Here is a 22,155-nt window from a genome sequence, read left to right as displayed (position 1 = left end):
AGGAAGAGCCATGAATACATTAAACGTCGCAGCGGCGCAATACAGCCTTTCGGATGTTCCGTCCGAAGAGGCGTTCTGGGCTGGATTAGCGCGGAAGATGCGTAAAGCAGCCGAGAATGGCGCAGAACTGATTCTTTTGCCCGAATATATGACTGCGCATTTACTTAGCTTCCAGCCGGAGCTGTCCCATGAAGAGGCATGCATGCATTTAGAAACGTATACCGATGAGTACCGTTCTTTTTTTCAGCGAAGCAGCCGGGAGCTGAATGTGATGATTTTGGGAGGTACCCACATTTGCCGGGAAGGGGAAAGGTTTGTGAACAAAGCCAGCCTGTTCTTCCCGGATGGCCGTATCGAGGAGCAAAACAAGCTTCATCTGACACCCGAGGAACGGATAAGATGGCCGCTCTCTGAAGGAGATAAGCTGAATATCATTGAAACGGAATGGGGACGCTGGGCGATTCTGACCTGCTACGACATTGAATTTCCCGAGCTTTCAAGAATCGCAGCAGACCAAGGCGTAGTGCTGATTTTATGCCCATCCTACACGGATACGGCTTATGGCTATCACCGCGTACGCTATTGCTGCCAAGCTAGGGCGATCGAGAATCAGCTGTTTGTTGCGCTAAGCGGAATCGTAGGCTCGCTGCCCGAGCAGCGTCCACAAATCGACCAGGGCTACTGCCAAGCAGGGCTATTTTCCCCATGCGATATGCCCTTTACAGCCTCTGGTTTAATCGGAGCGGGAAGGCTGAATGAGGATGAGGTTGTTTTGGGGGAGCTGGACTTTAGCCTTCTACATGAAAACCGTACGAATGGCGCAGTAGCGCCTTTTTATGACCGCCGACCTGCTCTATACGAGAAGCTATCGGACAAAATGACAATAGGGGAGTGCTAAATGGTGGAATATTCAACGTATGGTCGGCATATGGCGGTTGATGCTTGGGGGATTGCCTTTGAACATTTAAATGAGGCGGATTTGCTGCTCGCTCAAATGGTACAAGCTGCTGAAGCTAGCGGTGCAACGGTTTTATCGGTTCAGTCCAAGCAATTCGAGCCACAGGGCGCTACGGTGCTTGTGCTGTTGTCGGAGAGCCATATGTCGATTCATACCTATCCCGAGAAAGGCTTCGCTGCACTGGATTGTTATACATGCGGTGAAACCGTCGATCCACGGGTGGCAATCGAGGCGATGCTCGATTTTTTGCAGCCGTCTTCTTTTTCTGAGGTGAATATAACAAGAGGCATGGGAGAGCTGGACGTCCGCATCTTGAATGCGATAGAGAGGTTAGAAGCGCAGCTATAGGCTTTAATGGCTGCGAAAAAGATCGTTCAATATCGGATATCACAGAAAAGAAGCTGTTCCTTCATAAAGGACAGCTTCTTTTCCGTTCATTCATCAATGGTAAGCTGCTCCCGGTGTTTAGCGCGAGCGGCCGCGTCGCGCCAAATGAGGCGAATGACAGTGCCTTTGCCCAAAGCCGTATCCACTTGAATGTGGCCGTGCATGGCTTCGATCAGTCCTTTGGATACGGCCATGCCAAGGCCTGTCCCGTTTGGTGTGGCGGATGTGTCGGTTCCTCTATAGTAGCGTTCGAACAGCCGAGCCGCAGTAACTTCATCCATGCCTGCTCCATTATCTGCGAATTGAATCGTTACTTGTTCGCCATCCGCGCTTGCTGCGACAGAGACGGTAAGGATCGTCCCCGGAGGATTATGCAGCAGGGCATTGGCGACCAAATTATGAATGACCCTCTCGAGCCAAGGGGCATACAGCGTAACCGTGATGTCGAAAGGAGCAGCCTGAAACAAGATCGATTCTTTGACATAGCTGGGACTGGCTCCTGCTTGCTTTAACATGTCGCGCAGCCAGCTATTGAGCTCCATTTCCTCGGAATCCGGCGCCCGAGCCCCGCTCTTTAAGCGATAGGTCAGAGCAAGGTCGTTAATCAGATTTTCCATATGCGCAGATTTCTCCAGCATGGTGCCGGAAAATTTGCGCACCTCCTCGGTCGTCCAATCATATTGCGGTTCAGCGAGTAAATGGGCATAACCTTTAATTGAAACGAGCGGCGTTTTCAAATCATGGCTAACTCCTGCGATCCATTCCTCTCTTAGGCTGTCCGTCTGTTGTCGCAGCGCCTGATCCTTCTGCAGAGTACCCGAGAGCTTATCGATGGAATTCATGACGTCGGCAAAAATACGGTAACGACGCCTCCATTTGCCTGACCGCATCCGGCTGCGATGGACGCCCCGGTGATCCACAGGCTCATGATATACGGCTTTGCCAAGCGCGTCGAGCCAGGTGAGCATATGCAGCAGGGGGACTCCAAAGCGGTGCGCCTGCCATAGGGAGAGGAAGACGAATGAAAGGAAGATGGCCGTAAACATGGCCGTGATCCCGATTAGAATCGTACGCTCTTCCGCGGGCAGAAACAAGCGATTGCCGATAGCGATGCCGTCAGCATTGGGAAGGCAGACGACCCATGTGCGGCCGGTTTCATTATCGTAGGTTGAAGCCAGATGATAACCGTATCTTTCATTATATATCGAGCGCAGGGCTAGCTCCTGCAGCGTATAGGCAGACGGTACTGATTCAGGACGGTTGTAGGAGACAAGCTCGGATCCGTCTGCATTAAGAAGCTGAATGAAGCCCCCGAGCTGCTTAACTCTAGCAGCCGTGTCACCGGGCAGCAGAAGTCCATCCTCGGAAGAGAAGGTTCCTTGGCTGCTTATGTTTGCTAATAGCATGCCTAAATCATTATGCTCACCGTATATCAAAGTAAATATCCTTTCGTCTTTCTCTTGAATCCATAGATACAATTGGTAGGGAAACGGTGTGGTTCCCATCCAATAAGACATAAACTCGCCGGGCGCATATTTTTTTGGTACATCCTTGGGGGTGTTATAGGATTGCTCGACCACGCCATTCTCGTCAATGCTTTGCAGCCAGCCGCCGTTTTTCTTGACTCTGTCCAGCAAATCGGGATCGAAATGAATGCCATCCTTGCCCATCTCCGAGGATTCGACCAGTTGAGCTAGGCCAATGGATGCAAAATCGTGGGAGATCCGGATTTCGACAAAACGGTTTAGGGCCCAAAGGATGGTGATAGCAGCTATGAGCAGAACGAAGGCGCCGGCAGTAGCTAGCTGAAGCACAAAGCGCAGAGTGAGTTTCCGTTTGATATTCATAATCGATCGGAGCCCCTTCTCTCCGGCTGAACAAGCTTGTAGCCAAGCCCTCTCACATTTACGATAAAGATTGGGTTGGAAGGGTCAGGCTCGATCCGTTCCCTAATGCGGTGGATATGAACCATAACCGTATTGTCGTCATGCAGCGCCTCTTCGCCCCAAACGCATTCATACAGCTCGCTTTTGCTGAATATGCGATTAGGGTTTTTGCACAGAAACAGTAGCAGTTGGAAGACAAGTGCGGGACAAGCTACGGGGCTTTGTCCGACGCGAAGCTCTCCTGCCGCTTCATCGACCTGGAAATGTCCATAATCATAGACAGTTTTTGTTTTGGTGGAGGAGAGATCGGATACTGCTGCCGAATCTTGGGCTTGATGACGAGCGGCCAAGTAGCGGCGCAGATGGGAGCGAATGCGGGCAACGACCTCCAGCGGATTAAACGGCTTTGTAATATAATCATCGCCGCCTACCGCAAAGCCGGTCAGCTTGTCAAAATCCGATTCGCGAGCAGTGAGAAACAATATGGGCGCATCCGTCGTTTGACGGAGAAAAGGGCATATTTCAACTCCGCTGCGTCCAGGCAAAAGGACGTCTAATACGATCAGATCATAGGTTTTGGCTTCGCAAGCAGCAATGGCCGCTTCTCCTGTTATGACCATATCTATATTGGTGTAGCCTTCCTTACGCAGTACGGTTTGCAATAGTTCAAGGATGGATTGCTCATCATCGACAAGCAATATAGCCGCATCGTTCATTCGTATATTCCTTTCTTTCGTTGTATCGTTACCCTCATCATAGCATGTTTTGCTGTAAATGAACGAAGCGCTGCCTTAACGGAACCTTAATTGTCTGCAAAGTCTGTGGCGAAGAGTTAAGCCGCAGTTAAATCTGTGTTATGCGGAAGCTAAGTCTGGCTTGCTAGACTAAGAAAGGCAGAAGCGAAGACATCCATATAAACGGAGGTGCGGGAGTGAAGAGAACAGGCGGGAAGGTTAATTGGAATATGCTCCATTATAGCAAAACAGTACTGGCGGCCGGTGCGCTTGCAGCGCTCTTAACGGCATGCGGAGGAGGGAATTCGGCAGTGGCAACGGACAAACCGGCAGTGACCACGGAGGTACCGACAGAAACAACGAGCACGGAGGTTAAGCGGATCAAGCCCGAGGATCTGCCAAAGGCTTTGCTTGATGGCAAGTACGCGGAAGTGTATACAGGATTTAGCGATGAATTTAAAAAACAAGTCAGCGAAGCCGATTTTGTGAGCATGTCTAACGAATTTTTGAAGGATATAAGCTCGTTCAAGCAGGCTTCGACTATGCAGCTTAATGGAGGCGATTACCGCTCATGGATTAGTGATTCCGGGAAAATGGGAATGACGGTCGTATTCGATGAAGAAGGAGTCATTTTGGGGCTTCAGGCTAAACCGCTTTCCACGTGGCCGGAAACAGACAACCGCTTGACGAAGACGGAATTGGATTTCCCTCTGAAGGGGGATTGGTTTATATTCTGGGGCGGTCAGAACGCGCTTGTTAATTATCATTACGAGCATGAAGGCCAGCGATACGCTTATGACATTATTCAGACCAAGGATGGTTATTCCTATAAGGGCGACCCGCTAAAAAATGAAAGCTACTACGCTTTCGGCAAGCCCGTGCTTGCGCCAGCGGACGGAACCGTAGTCGCCGTCGTCAATGACGTGCCAGATAACGAGCCGGTAGGCGTCATGAACGAAAAGGTGCCCGCAGGCAATGAGGTTGTCATTGATCATGGCGGGGAGTATAGCGTGCTGGCCCACCTGAAGAAAGGTTCCGTTACGATAAAGGTAGGAGACAAAGTGAAAAGCGGCGATGAAATCGGGCTGCTCGGCAATTCCGGCAATTCCAGCGAAGCTCATCTTCATTATCAGGTATCGGATGGCGCAGATTTGTTCACGTCCCTCTCGCTAAATATTAACTGGAAGAACGGCATGGCTCCGTTGCAGGGAGAAACGGTAACGGCTGAGTAATGGAGTATGACATGATTTGGCTAATCAAAAGCTGTTCCTTGCGGTCTTGAATCGCAGGAACAGCTTTTTTTTCTTCTAACTGCGTGTTTGATAATAAAGCTTACGCGTGGGAAACCGCTTGGATCCATGCCGCATATAACCTTCCGAAGCCGCGCAGAATGAGCGGCAGCAGCAATACGAGCACCAAACCTACGCCGGCAGCTACCCACGACCGTTCATAGGAGGTTAGTTCTGTGAACAACGGATAGTTCACCCATTCGAACGCATCAAGCTCATAGGAGAAGAAGGATTCGCTGATTTTATAAGCTAAAGGGGCTAGCATAACGGCAAAGGCCGTAATCGGCAGAACGACAGCGATTGTAAAAGCCGCAATGCCAATTGGAAGCTGCACTAGGCTATACAGGATACTGCGATAGGAGCGTCCCTCCTTGAGCAGGGAAAAGAACGATGAGCCTTCGGATTTTAGCGCTGCCGAATGGTCTGTGATTGAATGCTTCGGATCGCTGCCCCGCATCCATCGGCTGACTTGTTGTTCTTCTTGTTCCATGAACCCTCGGCATAGAGCAAAGGTTAGTGCCAGCATAGGCAATCCAATCCATAAAATGGCGAGCGGCAAGCTAACGCATATCCCCGCAATGGCAACGACAAAGGCAATGATTCCTTTGGGCAATGACAGGATAAGCAGGTTCCAGGCTTTAAATGCATTTTGTTTTTTCATCTTCGTATTCCTCTCCGGATCATATTGTTACCAGTATAGAAGCTTAGCATCGCTTAGGCATTTGTCTCCGGGCTGAAATTTGGCAGGACCTTGGTCTAGGATCATGGCAATTTTTTTTTTGGATAGCGCTGTGGCGGGGGTTTAGCGTTAGGCTAGTCCAGATACCTAAGAAAAGTTTGAATATATCGTTTGTTAAGCAAATAAGCATAGCTTATACGATTGGAAAGCGCATTCAATTTTAAAGGCCATGGACGAAGCAATTGCAAGTACTCAAAGGAGGGAACAGCGTGAGAATCGGAAAAAGAAGATGGATGCTGATTACGGCAGCGTTATTGAGCATTTCCTTGTTGTTTGGATGCACCAGCAGCAAGAATAACAACAACACGCCAGCCAATACAAAAGCAGAGGAAGGCAAGACGGAAACGGTCAAAAAAGTAATAAAAATTACCTATAGAGACGATGGCATTGGCGAGGAGGGAGCTCTTTACAAATGGATCAAGGAGGTCGCCGCCAGCTACCCTAATAAAAACGTGGAGATCAAGCCAACGCCGATCCAAGCATCGGAAGGAGATTATTTTGCCAAAATCGCGCTAGCGCTCAAATCGAAGGATACGGCGCCGGATATCGTGACGGAAGACACCTTTATTCTGAATTCCGATGCGAGCGCCGGTTATCTAGAGCCCTTGGACGAGAAATTAAAAGGGTGGGAAGACTGGACCAACGGCTCCTTCATCGAAGCGATGAAGAAGGGAGTCACCGCTAGTGACGGCAAAGTGTATGGCGTGCCGTATAATACGGATTCAAGGGGACTTTGGTACAACAAGGAGATATTCAAAAAAGCCGGACTGCCGGAGAATTGGGTTCCGGCCTCATGGGACGAAGTGCTGCAGGCCGCGCGAACGATCAAGGAAAAAGCAGGCGACGGCATAGTTCCCATCTGGATGAACATGGGCAAGGCAACCGGGGAAGCGACCTCCATGCAGACGTATGAGATGCTGCTCTACGGAACGGGAGAGAGATTGTATGACGATGCCAGCAGCAAATGGATCATCAACAGCCAAGGCATTCTGGATGCGCTAACCTTTATTGAAACAATCAACAAAGAGAAGCTTGGTCCGCCGCTTTCCAAAGTTCTAAACGGTCAGGCCGGAAATACCGCTTCGCGCGAATATTTGCCGCAAGGCAAGCTTGCGATCTCGCTGGACGGCTCATGGATTACCGGCAATTACTTTGAGGATGGCGCCTCGCCGTGGCCGGAATACAAGGATGTGCTCGGCTTCGCTCCGATGCCGACGAGCCAAGGGCAAGCGCCGGGATCGATTACGCTGGCCGGCGGCTGGGCGCTGTCGATTCCGAGCAATTCGCAAAACAAGGATGAGGCATGGGAATTTATCAAATACGCGCTTGGCAAGGAATATACGCAGAAGCTCGTCATTGCCACAGGCAATATTACGGTGCGGGCCGATGTTGCGAAGGACCCTGGCTATACGCAGTTGCCATTTAACGAAATTGCTACGGAATATTTGAAAAATGCGGAATTCCGACCAGCGCAGGATAAATATCCCGAGGTGTCTACTCAAATCCAGACGATGGTGGAAGCCGTCACCACGGGAACATCTCCGGCCGATGCCATGCAAAAATATGCGCAGGACGTCACAAGAATCGTTGGCAAAGACCATGTGATGGAAAAATAGAGAAAACGGGGATGCTCAAGCCAATCTTTATCAGAAAATTGGCTTGGGCAGCCGCTTTTTTTAGATTTTCAACGTGCGGGAGGAGAACGGGGCATGAGCAGCTTGGCAGGTAATGTTCTCTATAAGAAAAGAAAAACGTACACTTGGCTTTATTTCTTGATTCCTTCGATAGCCATTATGCTGGTGTTTTTTGTTTATCCGATTTTGTTAACGTTCTTTTATTCCTTTACGAATCTTGCATTGACGGGAGAGGCTGCGAAGGAACTGAAATTTGTGGGCATTAGCAACTATGTGCGCATGTTTGAGGACCCAACAGTTAGGGTCAGCATTTGGAACACGCTAGTATTTCTAATCGGCTCTGCCGTCATTGGCCAGCAGGTGCTCGGATTTCTGATCGCTCTTCTGATGAAACGCAAAAACAAGCTGTTTCGTCGTGTGGTCGGGACCATTGTGCTAGCGGGCTGGGTGACACCCGAGATTGTGTGCGCCCTTTGCCTTTACAGCTTTTTTGGCGATGAAGGAACGCTTAACGCTATCGTTACGTCGTTTGGCTTTACTGAGGTTGCTTGGCTGTTTACCGTTCCGATGCTGACCATCATTTTAGCAAACATTTGGCATGGAACTGCCTTTTCTATGCTTGTCTTCCAAGCGGCGCTGGACGATGTGCCGACGGAAATCGAAGAGGCAGCTGTGGTGGACGGAGCCTCAAGGTGGCAGGTGCTGACGCGGATCACTCTTCCCTACATAAAAGATACGATTACAACGAATATGATGCTCGTTACGCTGCAAACGCTGGGGGTATTTGGGTTAATCTATGCCATGACCGGAGGAGGACCCGGCACCTCAACGACAACGCTGCCTATCTTTATGTACAATCAGGCTTTCGTCAATTACCAGCTCGGCTACGGTACGGCCATTTCCCTGCTTCTGCTCATGATTGGCGTCGTTCTGAGTTTGTTCTATATCCGTTCGATGAAAGAGTAAATGGACAAGGAGACTTCGTATGAATGCGAAACATCGTAAAGCGATTTTCCGAATTTTACCGTACACGATACTCGTCCTGATCGCGATCTGTTTCCTTCTGCCTTTGCTATGGGTTCTCGTGGCCTCGGTGGATGCGAATGCCATGCAGTCTCTGAAAATGCCGAATCGGATTACGGGGGCCAACTATGCGGATGTGATGACCAGCCCCGTCAATCAGCGCGCTTATTTGATTGGCCTAATTATGTCCTTGGGCCAAGCTGTTCTTGTTGTTGCGCTGGCTTTGCTTGCTGCCTATCCATTGTCGCGTTACCAGTTGAAGTTTAAGAAGTCGTTTATGCTGACCATATTATTTATGACCTCGCTGCCGATTACGGCGGTCATGGTGCCGGTCTACCAATTGTTTCTGAGCCTGAAATTATATGACAATATTTTCGGAGTCATTCTATTTTATGTCGCTTCTTCCATACCGTATGGCATTTGGATGTTGAAGAACTTCATGGACTCCGTACCGAATGATTTGGAGGAAGCGGCGTGGGTGGATGGCGCTTCTGTTTTTGCAGGCATTCGTAAAGTTGTCGCGCCATTAATGGTGCCTGGGATATGCACGGTTGCCATTTTTACCTTTTCCGGCAGCTGGGGTAATTTTTTCGTTCCCTACATTTTGCTTCAATCGCCCGAGAAATTTCCGGCATCCTTGAAGCTTTATCAGTTTTTTGGCCAGTACGGCATGGTGGAGTACGGCAAGCTGGCCGCATTTTCCGTCCTTTATGCCGTGCCGTCGATCGTAATGTATGTTCTCTCGCAGCAGTTTATGTCCAAAGGCTTTGGGTTGCAAGGCGGGACGAAAGGTTAAAAGATCGGAAAACTAGGAAAAGTCGGGATGAGCGTTTGCCAATAAAAAGTTTAACATGACAAACAGGCCATAATTCGATATGATGAGCAAGATAATTTAATATGAAAAACAGGTGCCAACGATGCGTTTAAACGATAAAAGCATGGATTGGTTAAAAGGGAAGCAGGTGAAATTCCTGCGCGGTCCCGCCACTGTAAGAGAGGAGCCCTTGCAAGAATGCCACTGGGAAACCGGGAAGGCTGCGAGGGCGATGATTCTGAGCCAGAAGACCTGCCTGTTTTTAATACACCATGAACTCTACGATGGATAGGAAGGTGTTTATTAGTGCATGCAAAATGTGACTGTATACTCTATTAAACCTCTTAACAATTCCTGTTGAGAGGTTTTTTTCTGTGCAGTTGCTGTTTGTGTCTGACTATCTATCTAAATAGAAAGGGGACTTATTTATGAAAATTCGCAAACCATTTCTTGCGTGGCTGTTGGTTGGAAGCCTGTTTTTGTCTATCTTCTCTGCGAATGTCAATCTTTCTTATGCAGCTGATGCGGAAAATGACGTGGATATAAAATCGTTATACTCCGATGCCAATGCCATCTCCCCATGGGCTGCTGGCGCGATTGGCAAGGCTACGCACAACGGTTTCGTTCAAGGCAGCAATGGGAAGTTCAATCCGAAGTCAACCGTGACCAGAGCGGAATTCGCCAAGATGCTTGTTGCTGTGCTGAATCTGGAAGCCAAGGCCGGCGCAACCAGCAGCTTCACTGACGTAACGGCAAAGGATTGGTTCTATCCTTACGTAACAGCAGCCTCCAATGCGGGCTATATGACAGGGTTTAACCAAAAATTTGATCCGAAGGCAAGCATTACGCGCGAGCAATTGGCAGCAACGCTTGCAAGGGCATTGGCTTTGGAGCCGGCTAAACCGGCCGCCAACATCAAAGATATCGAAGCAGCATCCGCTTGGGCCAAATCCGATATCGAAACGATCGTCGCTTCTGAATTAATGCAGGGCGACCAGAACCAATTCCAACCAAAAGCATTCGTAACCAGAGAAATGGCTGCCGTAGTAGCCATGAGAGCATATGATTTTGAGATGATTAGCAAGCCGAGTGAAGGAAATAGCGATCCAAGCAAGCACGAAGCGGTAACGAAGCAGATAAAAGCGACGGCTGCTTTTATGCAGAAGGCTGTGGCGAATCCGGTTATAGCAAGCGTTGGCGGGGAGTGGACCGTACTCAGCCTGGCCCGTTCAGGCGTAAAGATTCCGGATGAATATTATGCCAATTACTACGCTAACGTAGAAAAAACGTTGAAGGAAAAAGCAGGCAAGCTGCATAATGTTAAATATACGGAGTATGACCGCGTCATTTTGGCTTTGACAGCCATTGGCAAAGGCATCGATGACGTAGCGGGTTATAACCTTAGAGAACCGCTCGCTGATTACGAAACGGTAATCAAGCAAGGCATTAACGGACCGATCTTCGCGCTGATTGCTCTTGACAGCAAGCATTACGAGATTCCTGTCGTGGCAGGCGTGAAGACGCAGACAACAAGGGAGCTGCTTGTCGATTTTATTTTGAACAGGGAAATTAAAGCCGGAGGCTGGGCTTTAGGGGCGAATGCCGAGGTAGCGGACCCGGATATTACATCGATGGTCATCCAAGGACTGACGCCTTATTACGAAACGAATAATAAAGCCAAAGCTGCCGTCGATCGCGGCCTTGACTGGCTCTCGAAAGCTCAGAAAGCGGATGGCGGTTATGCGAGCGGAGGCTCTGCCAATTCGGAGAGCGCCGCGCAGGTCGTTGTAGCTTTATCCGGACTTGGCATTGATCCGCAGCAAGATTCGCGATTTGTGAAAAACGGCCACTCGGTTGTTGACGCGTTACTCGGCTACGCTGCGGCTGGCGGCGGCTTCTACCATGTGAAGCAAGGCGGCGTCGATAATGGCGGGGCGAAGCCCGGGGAAGTGGACCTCATGGCATCGGATCAGGCGTTTTATGCACTGGTCGCTTATGATCGGTTCGTGACCAAGCAAACGCGTCTTTATGATATGACGGATGTGAAATAACCATTAAATCGGATGCTGAGCAAGGGTAGCTAGTGGACCCTTGCTTAGTTATTTAAGGAGGGAATGGGTGAAATGAGCAAAAAAAAGTGGCTGGCCGCGATTGTGGTTATCGGCGTATTGGCGATTGCATTCTTTTGGGGCGGCAATTATCCGAAAGGCTCGGTAAAGCTGAATGAAAGCAGTCTGGAAGCACAGTCATCCGCTGAGCCAGCGTCCACCGAGCAAGCTGAACAATCCGATACGATAGAACCAAGTGCGGGTGAAGAAGCGACAGCAACAAATAGCATGGAACCATCGAGTCAGCCAGCGCTGGAGCCTACGGCTACACCAGATCCAGATGAGACTGCGAAGCCGGAAACGTCGGGCAAACCTGCTGCACCTGACGAGAAAGCAACGCCAAAACCGACGGCAACGGCAGCAGGGAATGAAAGCAAAGCGCCGCCTGCTACCAAAGCGCCGGTGAAGGAAACTAGCAAGCCGGACACAGGCAAGGATAAATATTTGACGGACCCGGTGCCGGAAGGAAAGCCGAAGCCGGTCGAATGGCAGGACACCACCGTTGATAAGAACCAGAAGCTAACGGTAACGTTGTCCGTTACGGCGGCTACCATTTTGGACAACATGGACTTGTTCAATGAAGACAAGCTGGAAGTGCTGCCCGAAGACGGCATTATTTATAAAGCTCAGAAGGTTACCTTTTACGAGGGGGAGTCTGTGTTTGACGTCCTGCTTAGGGAAATGAAAAAGAGCAAAATCCATATGGAATTTGAAATGACGCCCATTTACAACAGCAATTATATAGAAGGAATTAACAATATCTATGAATTTGACTGCGGCGAGCTGAGTGGCTGGATGTACAAAGTAAATGGATGGTTTCCGAATTACGGGAGCAGCCGCTACCTGCTTAAGGACGGCGATGTCATCGACTGGGTGTACACCTGTGATTTAGGAAGAGATATTGGCGGGGAAAATGGCGCCGCGGGGAGCAAAGGATAATGAAGGACCGGTTCGCGAGCTTTCATCCCCTTGTTAATTTTGTTTATTTTGCTTCCATTCTCGTGTTTAGCATGGTCTTTATGCATCCGGTGCTGCAGGCCGCTTCCTTGACTAGTGCCGTTGTCTATTCCATTATGCTTAATGGGAAAAAAGCGGTGAAATTCAATTTGCTTTACATGCTGCCGTTATTATTGGTTGCGGCGGTCTTAAATCCGGTGTTTAACCATGCGGGCGTTACCATCTTGTTTTATTTAAAAAACGGGAATCCCATCACGCTGGAATCCATTTTGTACGGGATATCTGCTGCTTGTATGTATGTGACGGTCATCGTCTGGTTCTCCTGCTATAATGCGGTAATGACTTCGGATAAATTTATTTATCTGTTTGGCAAAATCATGCCCGCGCTATCGCTGATTTTCTCGATGGTGCTGCGTTTTGTTCCGAGGTATTTGGCTCAGATCAAGGTGATCTCGAATGCGCAAAAATGTATCGGCAGGGATGTTACGCAAGGCAATTTGCTTGCCAGAGCGCGCAACGGGATGACGATTCTGTCCATTATGACGACCTGGGCGCTCGAAAATGCGATCGAAACGGCTGATTCCATGAAATCGCGCGGCTACGGGCTGCCGGGGCGCACAAGCTTTTCATTGTTTCGGTTCGATGCCCGGGATCAAAGCGTCATGCTTGTTTTAATCGGATTAATTGCCCTCGTATTGTTCGGCGCCTTGATGGGGGAGAACACGATACGGTTTTTTCCGTCGGTGAAATGGCTAGCGGTAACGCCGCGCAGCATCGCCGTCTACATCGCTTATTTTGGACTATGCATGGTGCCTGTAATCATCAATGTGGTGGAGGATATGAAATGGAAACGTATCGAATCGAGGATTTAGTTTTTTCGTTTCCCGGACAGGAAAGAGAGACGCTCTCCCATATTAACCTGACGATCGCAAGCGGGGAGTTCATAACGCTTTGCGGCAAATCGGGCTGCGGGAAGAGCACGCTGCTCAGGCAGCTGAAAACGATTCTAACACCGCACGGTGAGCGAAGCGGGAGGATTTATTTCTGCGGCCAGCCTATCGAGGATATGGACCAGCGTACGCAAGCGTCAGAGATCGGCTTTGTCCTCCAGAATCCAGACAATCAGATTGTGACCGACAAGGTGTGGCATGAGCTAGCCTTCGGCCTGGAGAGCCTTGGCTACGACAATGCGACGATCCGGCTGCGGGTGGCTGAGATGGCGAGTTTTTTTGGCATCCATACGTGGTTTCACAAGAGTGTAACGGAGCTCTCCGGCGGTCAAAAGCAGCTCCTTAACCTAGCGTCTATTATGGCTATGCATCCTTCGGTGCTCATTCTCGATGAACCGACCTCCCAGCTTGACCCAATTGCGGCTTCCGACTTTCTGGAAACGGTCAAAAAGATCAATAGGGAGCTGGGCACTACGATTATTATGACGGAGCACCGGCTCGAGGACATCCTGCCGCTTTCCGATCGTCTGATCGTTATGGAAGCGGGGGCGATTATCGCACAAGGTTTGCCGAATCAGGTTGGGGCTTCGCTGGGCGATAAGAAACACCCGATGTTCCTGTCGATGCCCTCGCCTATGCAAATTCAGGCACGGGTAAGCGCGGAGCCTATCGCTCCCATTACAGTCAAGGAAGGCCGGCAATGGCTGAATGCCTTTCTTGCCGATAAGACAGCGGCTCCGATGCCGGAAGGCAAGGAAAACTCAAAAGCATCGGCCCCAGCGGTCATTCAGTTCAAGGACGTTTGGTTCAAGTATGAGAAGAACGGCACTGATATCATAAAAGATTTGTCCTTCGAGGTGAGGGAGGGCCAGTTTTATTGCATCGTCGGAGGCAACGGCACGGGCAAATCAACGACGCTGTCGCTGATCAGCGGGCTTCTTCAGCCCTATCGGGGGAAAATTCTAATCGGCGGCAAAAATCCGGCGAAAATAAGCGCGAAAGAGCTGTTTACTAGAAATATAGGTTTCCTGCCGCAAAACCCGCAATCGCTATTCGTGAAAAAAACGGTCGAGCTGGATCTCCATGAAATGCTGGCCCAGACGCCGCTAAGCAAGGAAGAAAAAGCGGAGAAAATCCGTTCCATCGTAAAGTTCGCGGAGCTGGAGCATTTGCTTGCTATGCATCCATACGATTTGAGCGGCGGAGAGCAGCAGCGGGCGGCGCTGGCAAAAGTGCTGCTGCTGGAGCCTCGGGTATTGCTGCTGGACGAGCCGACCAAAGGGCTGGATAGCTTTTTCAAGGAGAAGCTGGCGGTCTTCCTGCAAAAGCTGAATGAGAGCGGCGTGACCATCGTTATGGTTTCACATGATGTTGAATTTTGCGCAAAGTATGGCGAGCTATGCTCGATGTTTTTTGACGGAAGCATCATTACAACGAATGAAACTCGCAAGTTTTTTGCAGGCAACAGCTTTTATACGACGGCTGCGAACCGGATGGCTCGGCATATTTGGACTGAAGGAGTAACCATTGAGGGTGTGATCGAGCTATGTCTGAGAAGCAAATAACGGGCCAGCCTTTAAGCCGCCGGACCTGGTTGTCCGCTGTGCTTATTCTAGTTGTTATTCCGGCTACAATTTTGCTTGGCGTCTTTGTGCTAGAGGATCGGAAATATTATTTTATTAGTTTATTGATCGTATTTTATACGATGATCCCATTTGCGCTCGTATTCGAGAAGCGTAAACCGCAGGCGCGGGAGCTGATCGTTATCGCGGTTTTGGCTGCGATTGCGGTCGCTGGCCGCTCGGCTTTTTTTATGGTTCCGCAGTTTAAGCCCGTCGTCGCGATCGTCATTATCGCTGGAGTCAGCTTCGGAGCGGAAGCCGGATTTCTTGTTGGCGCTACCGCGGGCTTCGTATCCAACTTTTTCTTTGGCCAGGGGCCGTGGACGCCTTGGCAAATGTTTTGCTTTGGGCTTATCGGTTTTCTAGCCGGCATTTTATTCAAGAAAGGCCTGCTGAAGAGGACGAAGCTATCTTTATGCCTTTTTGGTGGCTTATCGACCTTTTTCGTATACGGGGGCATTATCAATATAGGATCGGTCATGATGTTTTCTTCTCAATTCTCCTGGGAAGTGCTGCTCGCCTCCTACGTCTCGGGGTTTTGGTTCGATATGGTGCACGCCCTCGCGACGGTTATGTTCCTCTTTATCCTTGCGCGGCCAATGCTAGAGAAGCTGGATCGCATCAAAACCAAGTACGGACTGATTGAACCGGTATCGGCCAAAAAATGAACTCCAAAGCAGGAAATAATCCCGCGCAATTTTGCGCTTCGGGGTTATTTCCTGACCGCTTGACGAGCATGAAGGAAAGCAGTATATTTAAATTGTTTCATATGAAACAATTATGATCCGGATTTATAAAAGTAACTGATAAACATTTAAATATATTGTTTCATATGAAACAATATAAAGTAGTTTGTTCTGCTTAAGGCTACTCCCAAGGAGGATGAAATGAATGAGTATTGCAAATACGATTCGGGCAAGAAGAAGTATCCGTCAATTCAATGATCGGGCGGTTTCGATGGAATTAATCATTCAACTGTTAAACGATGCGGTGTGGGCGCCTAACCATGGCATGCGTGAGCCATGGCGCTTTATCGTTGTGGAGCGCGAGGGAGCGAAGGAGAAGGTATCTCGCTTAATCCTCGATTCCATGAGCCATATGAAACGTATAAAGCTGCTTCCCGAAAAAGTAAAGCAGTTGATGAGAACCCGATTGAATCAAGTGCCCGCACATTTAATTGTGGTCATGAAGGTAGACAAGGACAGGCACAAGCAAGAAGAGGACTATGCGGCGGTTAGCTGCCTCATTCAAAATTTTCAACTGTTGGCATGGGAGAAGGAGCTTGGCATGATTTGGTCGACGATGGAGTTTATTCGTTCTCCATTATTTCATGAGGGTGTGGGCATACAACCGAATGAACAGGTCGTTGGGATGCTGCATATGGGCTATTTCGATAAAATGCCAAAAGGGAAGCCACGTACGCCTGCAGAGAAAAAGTTAACGGTGCTATAGCTAGCGATCTATTTAAGGAATTAGAGGGACAAACCGCCAACGAGCAGAAAGCTCTTTGGCGGTTTGTATTATCCTTGTTATTATTTCAGCAGCCAAAGTGCTGGCACGTTAGAGGGCTCCCAGCCTAGCAGAGAGGTATGAGCTTGGCGACACTCATAAACGGAGCCATTGTAGGTTACGAGCGTTCCGATTGCATAGGAAGTATTGGCAGCCCACGCCGGAGCGGTAGAAGCGGCAGCCGTTGTGCCGTTTACAGTGCTAGCCGCGGACTGGTTGCCTGCAGCGTCGATTGCGCGAACGTTGAAGGTATACGTAGTGCTTGCGCTAAGACCCGTAACCGTGTAGGACGTCGCATTGGCGGCTACGGTAGTGACTAAGGCAGCGCCGCGATAAATTTGGTAGCCGGTAACGCCAACATTGTCGGTCGAAGCCGTCCACATTAGCATAAGGCTGCTCGAGGTTGGAGCACCCATGACATGAAGCCCGCCAGGGGCAGTTGGTGCCTGCGTGTCGTTGCCCACAGGCGCATTCGTCGTTACCGTCACGGAGTTGCTGGCGCTAGATTCATTGCCTGCATTGTCTATAGCTTTTACATGGAAGGTATAGGCGGTGTTTGCTGTTAATCCTGTTACATTATAAGTAAGGGTCGTTCCGGATACGGTAGCTGCTAGGTTAGAACCGTTATAGATGCGGTAGCCGGTAACGCCCACATTATCGGTAGAAGCGTTCCATGCGAGGGAGACGCTGGTTGTTGTTTTGGCTGGCGATGCCAAGGCAGACGGCGCCGTAGGCGCTTGGGTATCAACAGGATTGGTGCCGCTGAAGTTAACGTCAATGACATTATAGAAAGCATTTGCCGTATCAGCGACTTCCCAAACGGCGAGAATGACATGGTAACCGCTGCGAGCGGGCACGTTACAGCTGTTGGAATAAGAGAACGGCGGCTGCGCTCCGCCGTAACTTACGGAACAAAAAGGAGTTAGGTCGAAGGAATCCCGGGTAAGCGCGGCATTCGGATTCCAGTTGGTTTTCGTAATATAGTATTTCCAGCTGGCTGTAGAGTGATTGGCCGTTAGCTTCCATGTAAACGTGTTTTGGCCGGAGGACATATTCACTTTCGCCCAGCGGGTAGCGGATTGCTCGTCAAGCTTAGGAAACGCGCCGTTTGCGCTGGCAATTTTCCCGTCAGCAGGCCCAGCAGCAGGAAATCCCTTTGGTGCTTCTAGGCTTTGCGGCTCGTAGACAATCGATCCGCAATCGGTATTTTGACCGGATTTGCAAAGTGCGGCGCGGCTTGCAGGTCCTTCAACATAACCATGTGCAAAAAGCTGCTGTGAGAATAGCGTTGATCCTAGAACCGTAATGAGTAGAACCGCGAGATAAGTACGAAGTTGATTCACCGTTACCTTTGATAAGCGAATAGTAGACAATGCATTAGCCTCCTTCAAATTGGGGGGATGAAATTGCCATTACATTTAAGCGCTTTAATTTTTAAGCGCTTCTTTATTGCTTTGCATGAACGGGTGATTAAACCTCCTTCGTTTCAATTTGTATATATAAACTCTATAGAGTTCATATCGTGGTTCGCGTTAGGATGGTTTCCTGATGAACGGTTGTTCGGCTCATGCGGCATGGTGCAGGAACGGTAGGGTCGAGCTGGAGGCTGGAGCGGGTGTGTTAGGATGGACAAATTTGCAATTTCTTTAGGACTGAAATCATTGTACTACATCTTTTCCATAATTATGAGAGTATTTTGGCGTATTTAATCAAAAGTATGATCGATAATAACAAAATATAGAATGATTAGATCATCATTGGACGGTGAAGCCGCGTCATTATGGGATTTTATACGGCGCTACATGATAGTTTATTGTCAGCTTAAGCCTCATGAAGCGAACAGTGATATGAAAGGGATCTAGGACTTTTGGATTAAAATGGATAATGATTAAGCGAGGGCTAGTATTTTTATGCTCTGGGATTTTTATATTATAATAGAGGAGCTTACATAATGCCTTTTCATACCCGTCACGTTATAATAAAGCTTAGTTGATAAATGGGATTGTCATAGAGAGGGATTGGAGAATCGAAATGATCTATAAAAGTCTGGAAGAATGTATCCTTGATTTAGAGAAAAACGGGCATTTGGTCCGAATAACGGAAGAAGTGGATCCGCATTTGGAAATGGCCGCTATTCATATGAAGGTATATGAAGCGGGCGGTCCTGCATTATTGTTTGAAAATGTGAAAGGCTCAAAATTCCGTTCGGTGTCTAACCTCTTTGGAACGATCGAGCGCAGCAAATTCATTTTCCGCCAGACATGGGATTCGGTACAAAACGTGATCGCTTTGCGGAATGATCCGATGAAGGCATTAAAAAATCCGTTTAAGCAGGTCGGTTCAGGAATCGCTGCCATCTCTGCTTTGCCATTAAAAAAGTCCGATGGGATGCCGGTCGCCATGCACGAAATCAGCATAGCTGACCTTCCGCAAATTAAGTCTTGGCAGATGGATGGCGGAGCATTCGTGACTTTGCCGCAAGTTTATTCGGAGGACCCGGATAATCCGGGCATCATGAACTCGAATTTGGGAATGTACCGTATCCAGCTAAGCGGCAACGAATATGAATTAAATAAAGAGGTAGGCGTGCATTACCAGATCCACCGCGGCATTGGCATTCATCAGGACAAAGCGAATAGGCGAAATGAGCCGCTTAAAGTAAGTATTTTCATAGGCGGTCCGCCGGCACATACCTTGTCAGCTGTTATGCCTTTGCCAGAGGGCATGAGCGAGCTGACCTTTGCGGGGTTGCTTTCGGGGCGCCGTTTCCGATACAGCTATATCGATGGCCATTGCGTGAGCAATGATGCTGATTTTGTCATTACCGGTGAAATTCATCAAGGCGATACGAAGCCGGAAGGGCCGTTTGGCGACCATTTGGGTTATTATAGCTTGACGCATCCGTTTCCGGTTATGAAAGTGCACAAAGTATATGCGAGAACGAACGCGATTTTTCCGTTCACCGTCGTGGGCAGGCCGCCGCAGGAGGATACTTCATTCGGCGAATTGATTCATGAGCTGACAGGCAGCGCGATTAAGCAAGAGATTCCAGGCGTGAAAGAGGTTCATGCGGTAGATGCAGCAGGAGTACACCCTCTTCTATTTGCCATCGGCAGCGAGCGTTATACGCCGTATCAGAAAGTGAAGCAGCCGGCAGAAATTTTAACGATAGCCAATCGCATATTGGGAACAGGACAGCTCAGCTTGGCTAAATTTTTATTTATTGCAGCAGAAGAAAGTGAGCCGCTGAGCACACATCAGATGGAGTCGTTTTTAGCCTATATGCTGGAACGCATGGACCTTCGCCGCGACCTGCATTTTTATACGAATACGACCATTGATACGCTTGATTACTCCGGAACGGGGTTAAATAGCGGGAGCAAGGTCGTTTTTGCGGCGGCGGGGGATAAGAAGAGGGAATTATGCCGCCAGGTTCCCGCGGTTTTTGGTGATTTGCAAGGATTTGAACAAGCAAGCCTGGTCATGCCAGGCATCATTGCGATTCAAGGGCCTAAATTTATCGATTATGCACAAGCGCAGCGAGAGATGGATGCTTTAAGCGAAATGATTTTAGCTAAGGGAGCGCTTGAATCATGCCCGATGATTATCGTCTGTGACGATAGTCCGTTTATGAGCGCTGAGCTCAACAATTTTCTGTGGGCGACATTTACGCGAAGCAACCCGTCACATGATATTTATGGCGTGAACAGCGCATTTGAAAACAAGCATTGGGCTTGCGATAACGTCATCATTGACGCCCGGATCAAACCGCACCAAGCGCCTCCGTTAATTCCCGATCCGACAGTCGAGCAGCACCTCAAACGATTGTTTGCGCAGGGAGCGAGTTTAAGCGGTGTTCCTATTTCTTAAATTATTAGCAAACGAGATAGAAGAAAGATAGCGAGCTGAAAAAGCCTTTTTCCATTAATGGATAAGGCTTTTGCTTGCTATTGCATAGAGGAGGAAGGGTTTGTTGGATCAGCATCAGATAAGCAAAGAGTACGTTTATGATCTATTTCTAAAATTTTTTCATCAAATGGAGCAATTCGAGGAGCATGAAAGCGAATTGCTGCTGGAGGAGCTTCGCAAAACGATAGCCATCGAAGGTTCAATGAATATGACGGAAATTCATGTCATCGCTTGTGTCGGGCAGCATGAGCCGATAAACCTGACCTCGGTTGCGGAGAAAATGGAATTGAGCAAAGGAAATATTTCAAAAGTCACGAACAAGCTCTTAAAGCACGGCTGGCTGCGCAAAACGCAATTAAACGATAACAAGAAGGAAATCTTCTTCCGGCTGACGCCCACCGGGAAGAAGCTGTTTGCTGTGCACGAAAAATTGCATGAAAAAGCACAGGAGCAATTTATGGGCTTTTTGAGTCAATATGACGGAAGCGAGCTGGCTTTTATCAAAAAGCTTATGCTGGATATCCTCGCTTTTTATGAGCAACGCATCATGCGTAAAGCTTTGGATTAAGCTCTCACCTCTACGATTCGCGTCACTACCCTCTCCTTGGGCATTCGCTTCTTCACTATATTCTAATCTCCTGTTTCAAGAAGCCGCGCCTACTTTGATTTACGTTTCCAATAGAACCTCGCCAGTCCGTGACAAGTCGTATCCGGCTATATTTTGAAGCTCGCTCTTGAAAGCATCGGATTGAAGAATATGCAAAAGAGAAGCAAGCCAGGCTTGATTTTGCTCGGTTTTGAGCATAACGAGATCATAGCGCTCCTGAATAAGCGGGATAAAATCAATTTGCCCAACGATAGCGGCCGCTTTCTCGATGCCAACTCCGACATCGGCTTCCCCGGATGCTACTTTGGAAGCTACGCCAATATGATTGTTTTGCTCTAGCTCATAGCCGGCTAGCTTGTTTGCCGAAATGCCGTGGAGGCGCAGCTGTTCATCCAATAGCACGCGGGCGCCAGAGCCTTTCTCGCGATTCGCGAGGCGCAGCCCTTGACGGCCGAGATCCTTCCAGCTTGTGATCGCGAGCGGATTGCCTTGTTTTACATATAAGCCTGCATTCCTCGATAGCAAATTCACTACCCTATAAGATGAGCCGACGAGCAGCTTGCGAATATAGGGAAGATTGTATTCCCCTGTATCCCCATCCAGCAGGTGGGTGCTCACAATATCGGATTCGCCGCGATACATGGAAATCAGGCTGTCGAGACTTCCGACGTAAGCGCGCAGCGGGCGTATGCCGGGTATGTTCTTCTCCATATGCTTGGCTAAAATATCAAGGCTAAGGTCTTGTCCGGTGATGACAACCGGATGAGGCCCTTTAGGGGAAGTAACAGCATGGTATGCAGGGGCCGGCTCGGACTGGGGACTGCGTTCATGGCTTTGCATACCTTTGGCCCGCCGTTTATAGGCTTCCAGATCGGCAGGGTCCACGCGCATCTGCTTGCCAACGCGGTAAGAGGCCAGCTCCCCTTTTTTGATAAGATCATATACCGTTAACTTTGATATTTTTAATAGCTTAGCAATTTCTTCTGTTGTGTAAGAGATGTCGCTTGACATATGACTCCTCCTTGTTAG

At 49.0% G+C, this 22,155-nt stretch carries 19 protein-coding genes and 1 riboswitch; of the genes, 14 read left to right on the top strand and 5 right to left on the bottom strand.

Annotated features, from left to right (window positions below; genetic code table 11):
- Positions 1 to 10 precede the first annotated feature (10 nt).
- A complete protein-coding gene (locus tag FJQ58_RS15845; RefSeq protein ID WP_139995099.1) occupies positions 11 to 898 on the top strand; it encodes a carbon-nitrogen hydrolase family protein in 888 nt (295 codons plus the stop codon).
- A gap of 3 nt (positions 899 to 901) precedes the next feature.
- Entirely contained in the window at positions 902 to 1,306 is a 405-nt protein-coding gene (gene speD / locus FJQ58_RS15840) for an adenosylmethionine decarboxylase (protein WP_139995589.1), read from the top strand.
- 86 nt (positions 1,307 to 1,392) lie between these two features.
- Here speD and FJQ58_RS15835 read toward each other — a convergent pair whose 3' ends face one another.
- Both FJQ58_RS15835 and FJQ58_RS15830 read right to left on the bottom strand, forming a co-directional pair.
- The gene (locus FJQ58_RS15835) at positions 1,393 to 3,192 is read right to left on the bottom strand and encodes a sensor histidine kinase (RefSeq protein ID WP_139995097.1); all 1,800 of its coding nucleotides are present in this window, start codon (positions 3,190 to 3,192) and stop codon (positions 1,393 to 1,395) included.
- On the bottom strand, positions 3,189 to 3,947 hold the full coding sequence (locus FJQ58_RS15830; protein ID WP_139995095.1) for a response regulator transcription factor: 759 nt from the start codon (positions 3,945 to 3,947) through the stop codon (positions 3,189 to 3,191). Before FJQ58_RS15830 ends, FJQ58_RS15835 begins: the two co-directional genes overlap by 4 nt.
- A 215-nt stretch (positions 3,948 to 4,162) precedes the next feature.
- Between FJQ58_RS15830 and FJQ58_RS15825 the strand changes: the two genes are divergently transcribed.
- Complete coding sequence (locus FJQ58_RS15825; RefSeq protein WP_238404087.1) at positions 4,163 to 5,197, top strand: peptidoglycan DD-metalloendopeptidase family protein; 1,035 nt, start codon at positions 4,163 to 4,165, stop codon at positions 5,195 to 5,197.
- Between the two features lie 100 nt (positions 5,198 to 5,297).
- Here the strand turns inward: FJQ58_RS15825 and FJQ58_RS15820 are convergent, their stop codons facing one another.
- Positions 5,298 to 5,915 carry a sensor domain-containing protein gene (locus FJQ58_RS15820; RefSeq protein WP_139995093.1) on the bottom strand — a complete coding sequence of 206 codons (618 nt, stop codon included), beginning with the start codon at positions 5,913 to 5,915 and terminating at the stop codon, positions 5,298 to 5,300.
- 287 nt (positions 5,916 to 6,202) lie between these two features.
- On the opposite strand from FJQ58_RS15820, the gene FJQ58_RS15815 reads away from it, so the two are divergent.
- From FJQ58_RS15815 to FJQ58_RS15775, 9 genes are all read left to right on the top strand, one after another.
- Positions 6,203 to 7,609: an ABC transporter substrate-binding protein gene (locus tag FJQ58_RS15815; RefSeq protein WP_139995091.1), complete on the top strand. Its 1,407-nt coding sequence runs from the start codon at positions 6,203 to 6,205 to the stop codon at positions 7,607 to 7,609.
- Between the two features lie 93 nt (positions 7,610 to 7,702).
- Positions 7,703 to 8,593, top strand: a complete 891-nt coding sequence (locus FJQ58_RS15810; protein WP_139995088.1) for a carbohydrate ABC transporter permease — start codon at positions 7,703 to 7,705, stop codon at positions 8,591 to 8,593.
- A 19-nt stretch (positions 8,594 to 8,612) separates the two neighbouring features.
- On the top strand, positions 8,613 to 9,446 hold the full coding sequence (locus FJQ58_RS15805; protein ID WP_139995086.1) for a carbohydrate ABC transporter permease: 834 nt from the start codon (positions 8,613 to 8,615) through the stop codon (positions 9,444 to 9,446).
- A gap of 93 nt (positions 9,447 to 9,539) precedes the next feature.
- Positions 9,540 to 9,738: riboswitch (cobalamin riboswitch) on the top strand.
- 154 nt (positions 9,739 to 9,892) lie between these two features.
- Entirely contained in the window at positions 9,893 to 11,515 is a 1,623-nt protein-coding gene (locus tag FJQ58_RS15800; RefSeq protein WP_139995083.1) for an S-layer homology domain-containing protein, read from the top strand.
- A gap of 72 nt (positions 11,516 to 11,587) precedes the next feature.
- Positions 11,588 to 12,511 (top strand): DUF4430 domain-containing protein, encoded by a 924-nt coding sequence (locus FJQ58_RS15795; RefSeq protein ID WP_139995081.1) that lies wholly within the window; start codon positions 11,588 to 11,590, stop codon positions 12,509 to 12,511.
- Positions 12,511 to 13,401 (top strand): energy-coupling factor transporter transmembrane component T, encoded by an 891-nt coding sequence (locus FJQ58_RS15790; RefSeq protein WP_139995079.1) that lies wholly within the window; start codon positions 12,511 to 12,513, stop codon positions 13,399 to 13,401. Before FJQ58_RS15795 ends, FJQ58_RS15790 begins: the two co-directional genes overlap by 1 nt.
- On the top strand, positions 13,374 to 15,044 hold the full coding sequence (locus FJQ58_RS15785) for an ABC transporter ATP-binding protein (RefSeq protein ID WP_139995077.1): 1,671 nt from the start codon (positions 13,374 to 13,376) through the stop codon (positions 15,042 to 15,044). Before FJQ58_RS15790 ends, FJQ58_RS15785 begins: the two co-directional genes overlap by 28 nt.
- Entirely contained in the window at positions 15,026 to 15,769 is a 744-nt protein-coding gene (locus FJQ58_RS15780) for an ECF transporter S component (protein ID WP_139995075.1), read from the top strand. The genes FJQ58_RS15785 and FJQ58_RS15780 overlap by 19 nt, the downstream gene beginning before the upstream one ends.
- A gap of 223 nt (positions 15,770 to 15,992) precedes the next feature.
- Positions 15,993 to 16,553, top strand: coding sequence for a nitroreductase family protein (locus FJQ58_RS15775; protein ID WP_139995073.1), 561 nt, complete (start codon positions 15,993 to 15,995; stop codon positions 16,551 to 16,553).
- 80 nt (positions 16,554 to 16,633) lie between these two features.
- On the opposite strand, the gene FJQ58_RS15770 is transcribed toward FJQ58_RS15775, so the two are convergent.
- Positions 16,634 to 17,983: a lytic polysaccharide monooxygenase gene (locus tag FJQ58_RS15770; protein WP_139995071.1), complete on the bottom strand. Its 1,350-nt coding sequence runs from the start codon at positions 17,981 to 17,983 to the stop codon at positions 16,634 to 16,636.
- 658 nt (positions 17,984 to 18,641) lie between these two features.
- On the opposite strand from FJQ58_RS15770, the gene FJQ58_RS15765 reads away from it, so the two are divergent.
- Positions 18,642 to 20,480, top strand: coding sequence for a UbiD family decarboxylase (locus FJQ58_RS15765; RefSeq protein ID WP_202915276.1), 1,839 nt, complete (start codon positions 18,642 to 18,644; stop codon positions 20,478 to 20,480).
- A 103-nt stretch (positions 20,481 to 20,583) separates the two neighbouring features.
- Entirely contained in the window at positions 20,584 to 21,087 is a 504-nt protein-coding gene (locus tag FJQ58_RS15760; protein WP_420799842.1) for a MarR family transcriptional regulator, read from the top strand.
- A 99-nt stretch (positions 21,088 to 21,186) separates the two neighbouring features.
- Here FJQ58_RS15760 and FJQ58_RS15755 read toward each other — a convergent pair whose 3' ends face one another.
- Entirely contained in the window at positions 21,187 to 22,137 is a 951-nt protein-coding gene (locus tag FJQ58_RS15755; RefSeq protein ID WP_139995069.1) for a helix-turn-helix transcriptional regulator, read from the bottom strand.
- Positions 22,138 to 22,155: the final 18 nt, after the last annotated feature.

The sequence above is a fragment of the Paenibacillus paridis genome, from assembly GCF_006345825.1.
GTDB lineage: Bacteria > Bacillota > Bacilli > Paenibacillales > Paenibacillaceae > Pristimantibacillus > Pristimantibacillus paridis.
The sequence above is the reverse complement of the archived record's forward strand: the minus strand, read 5'-3'. Positions and strand labels throughout refer to the sequence as shown.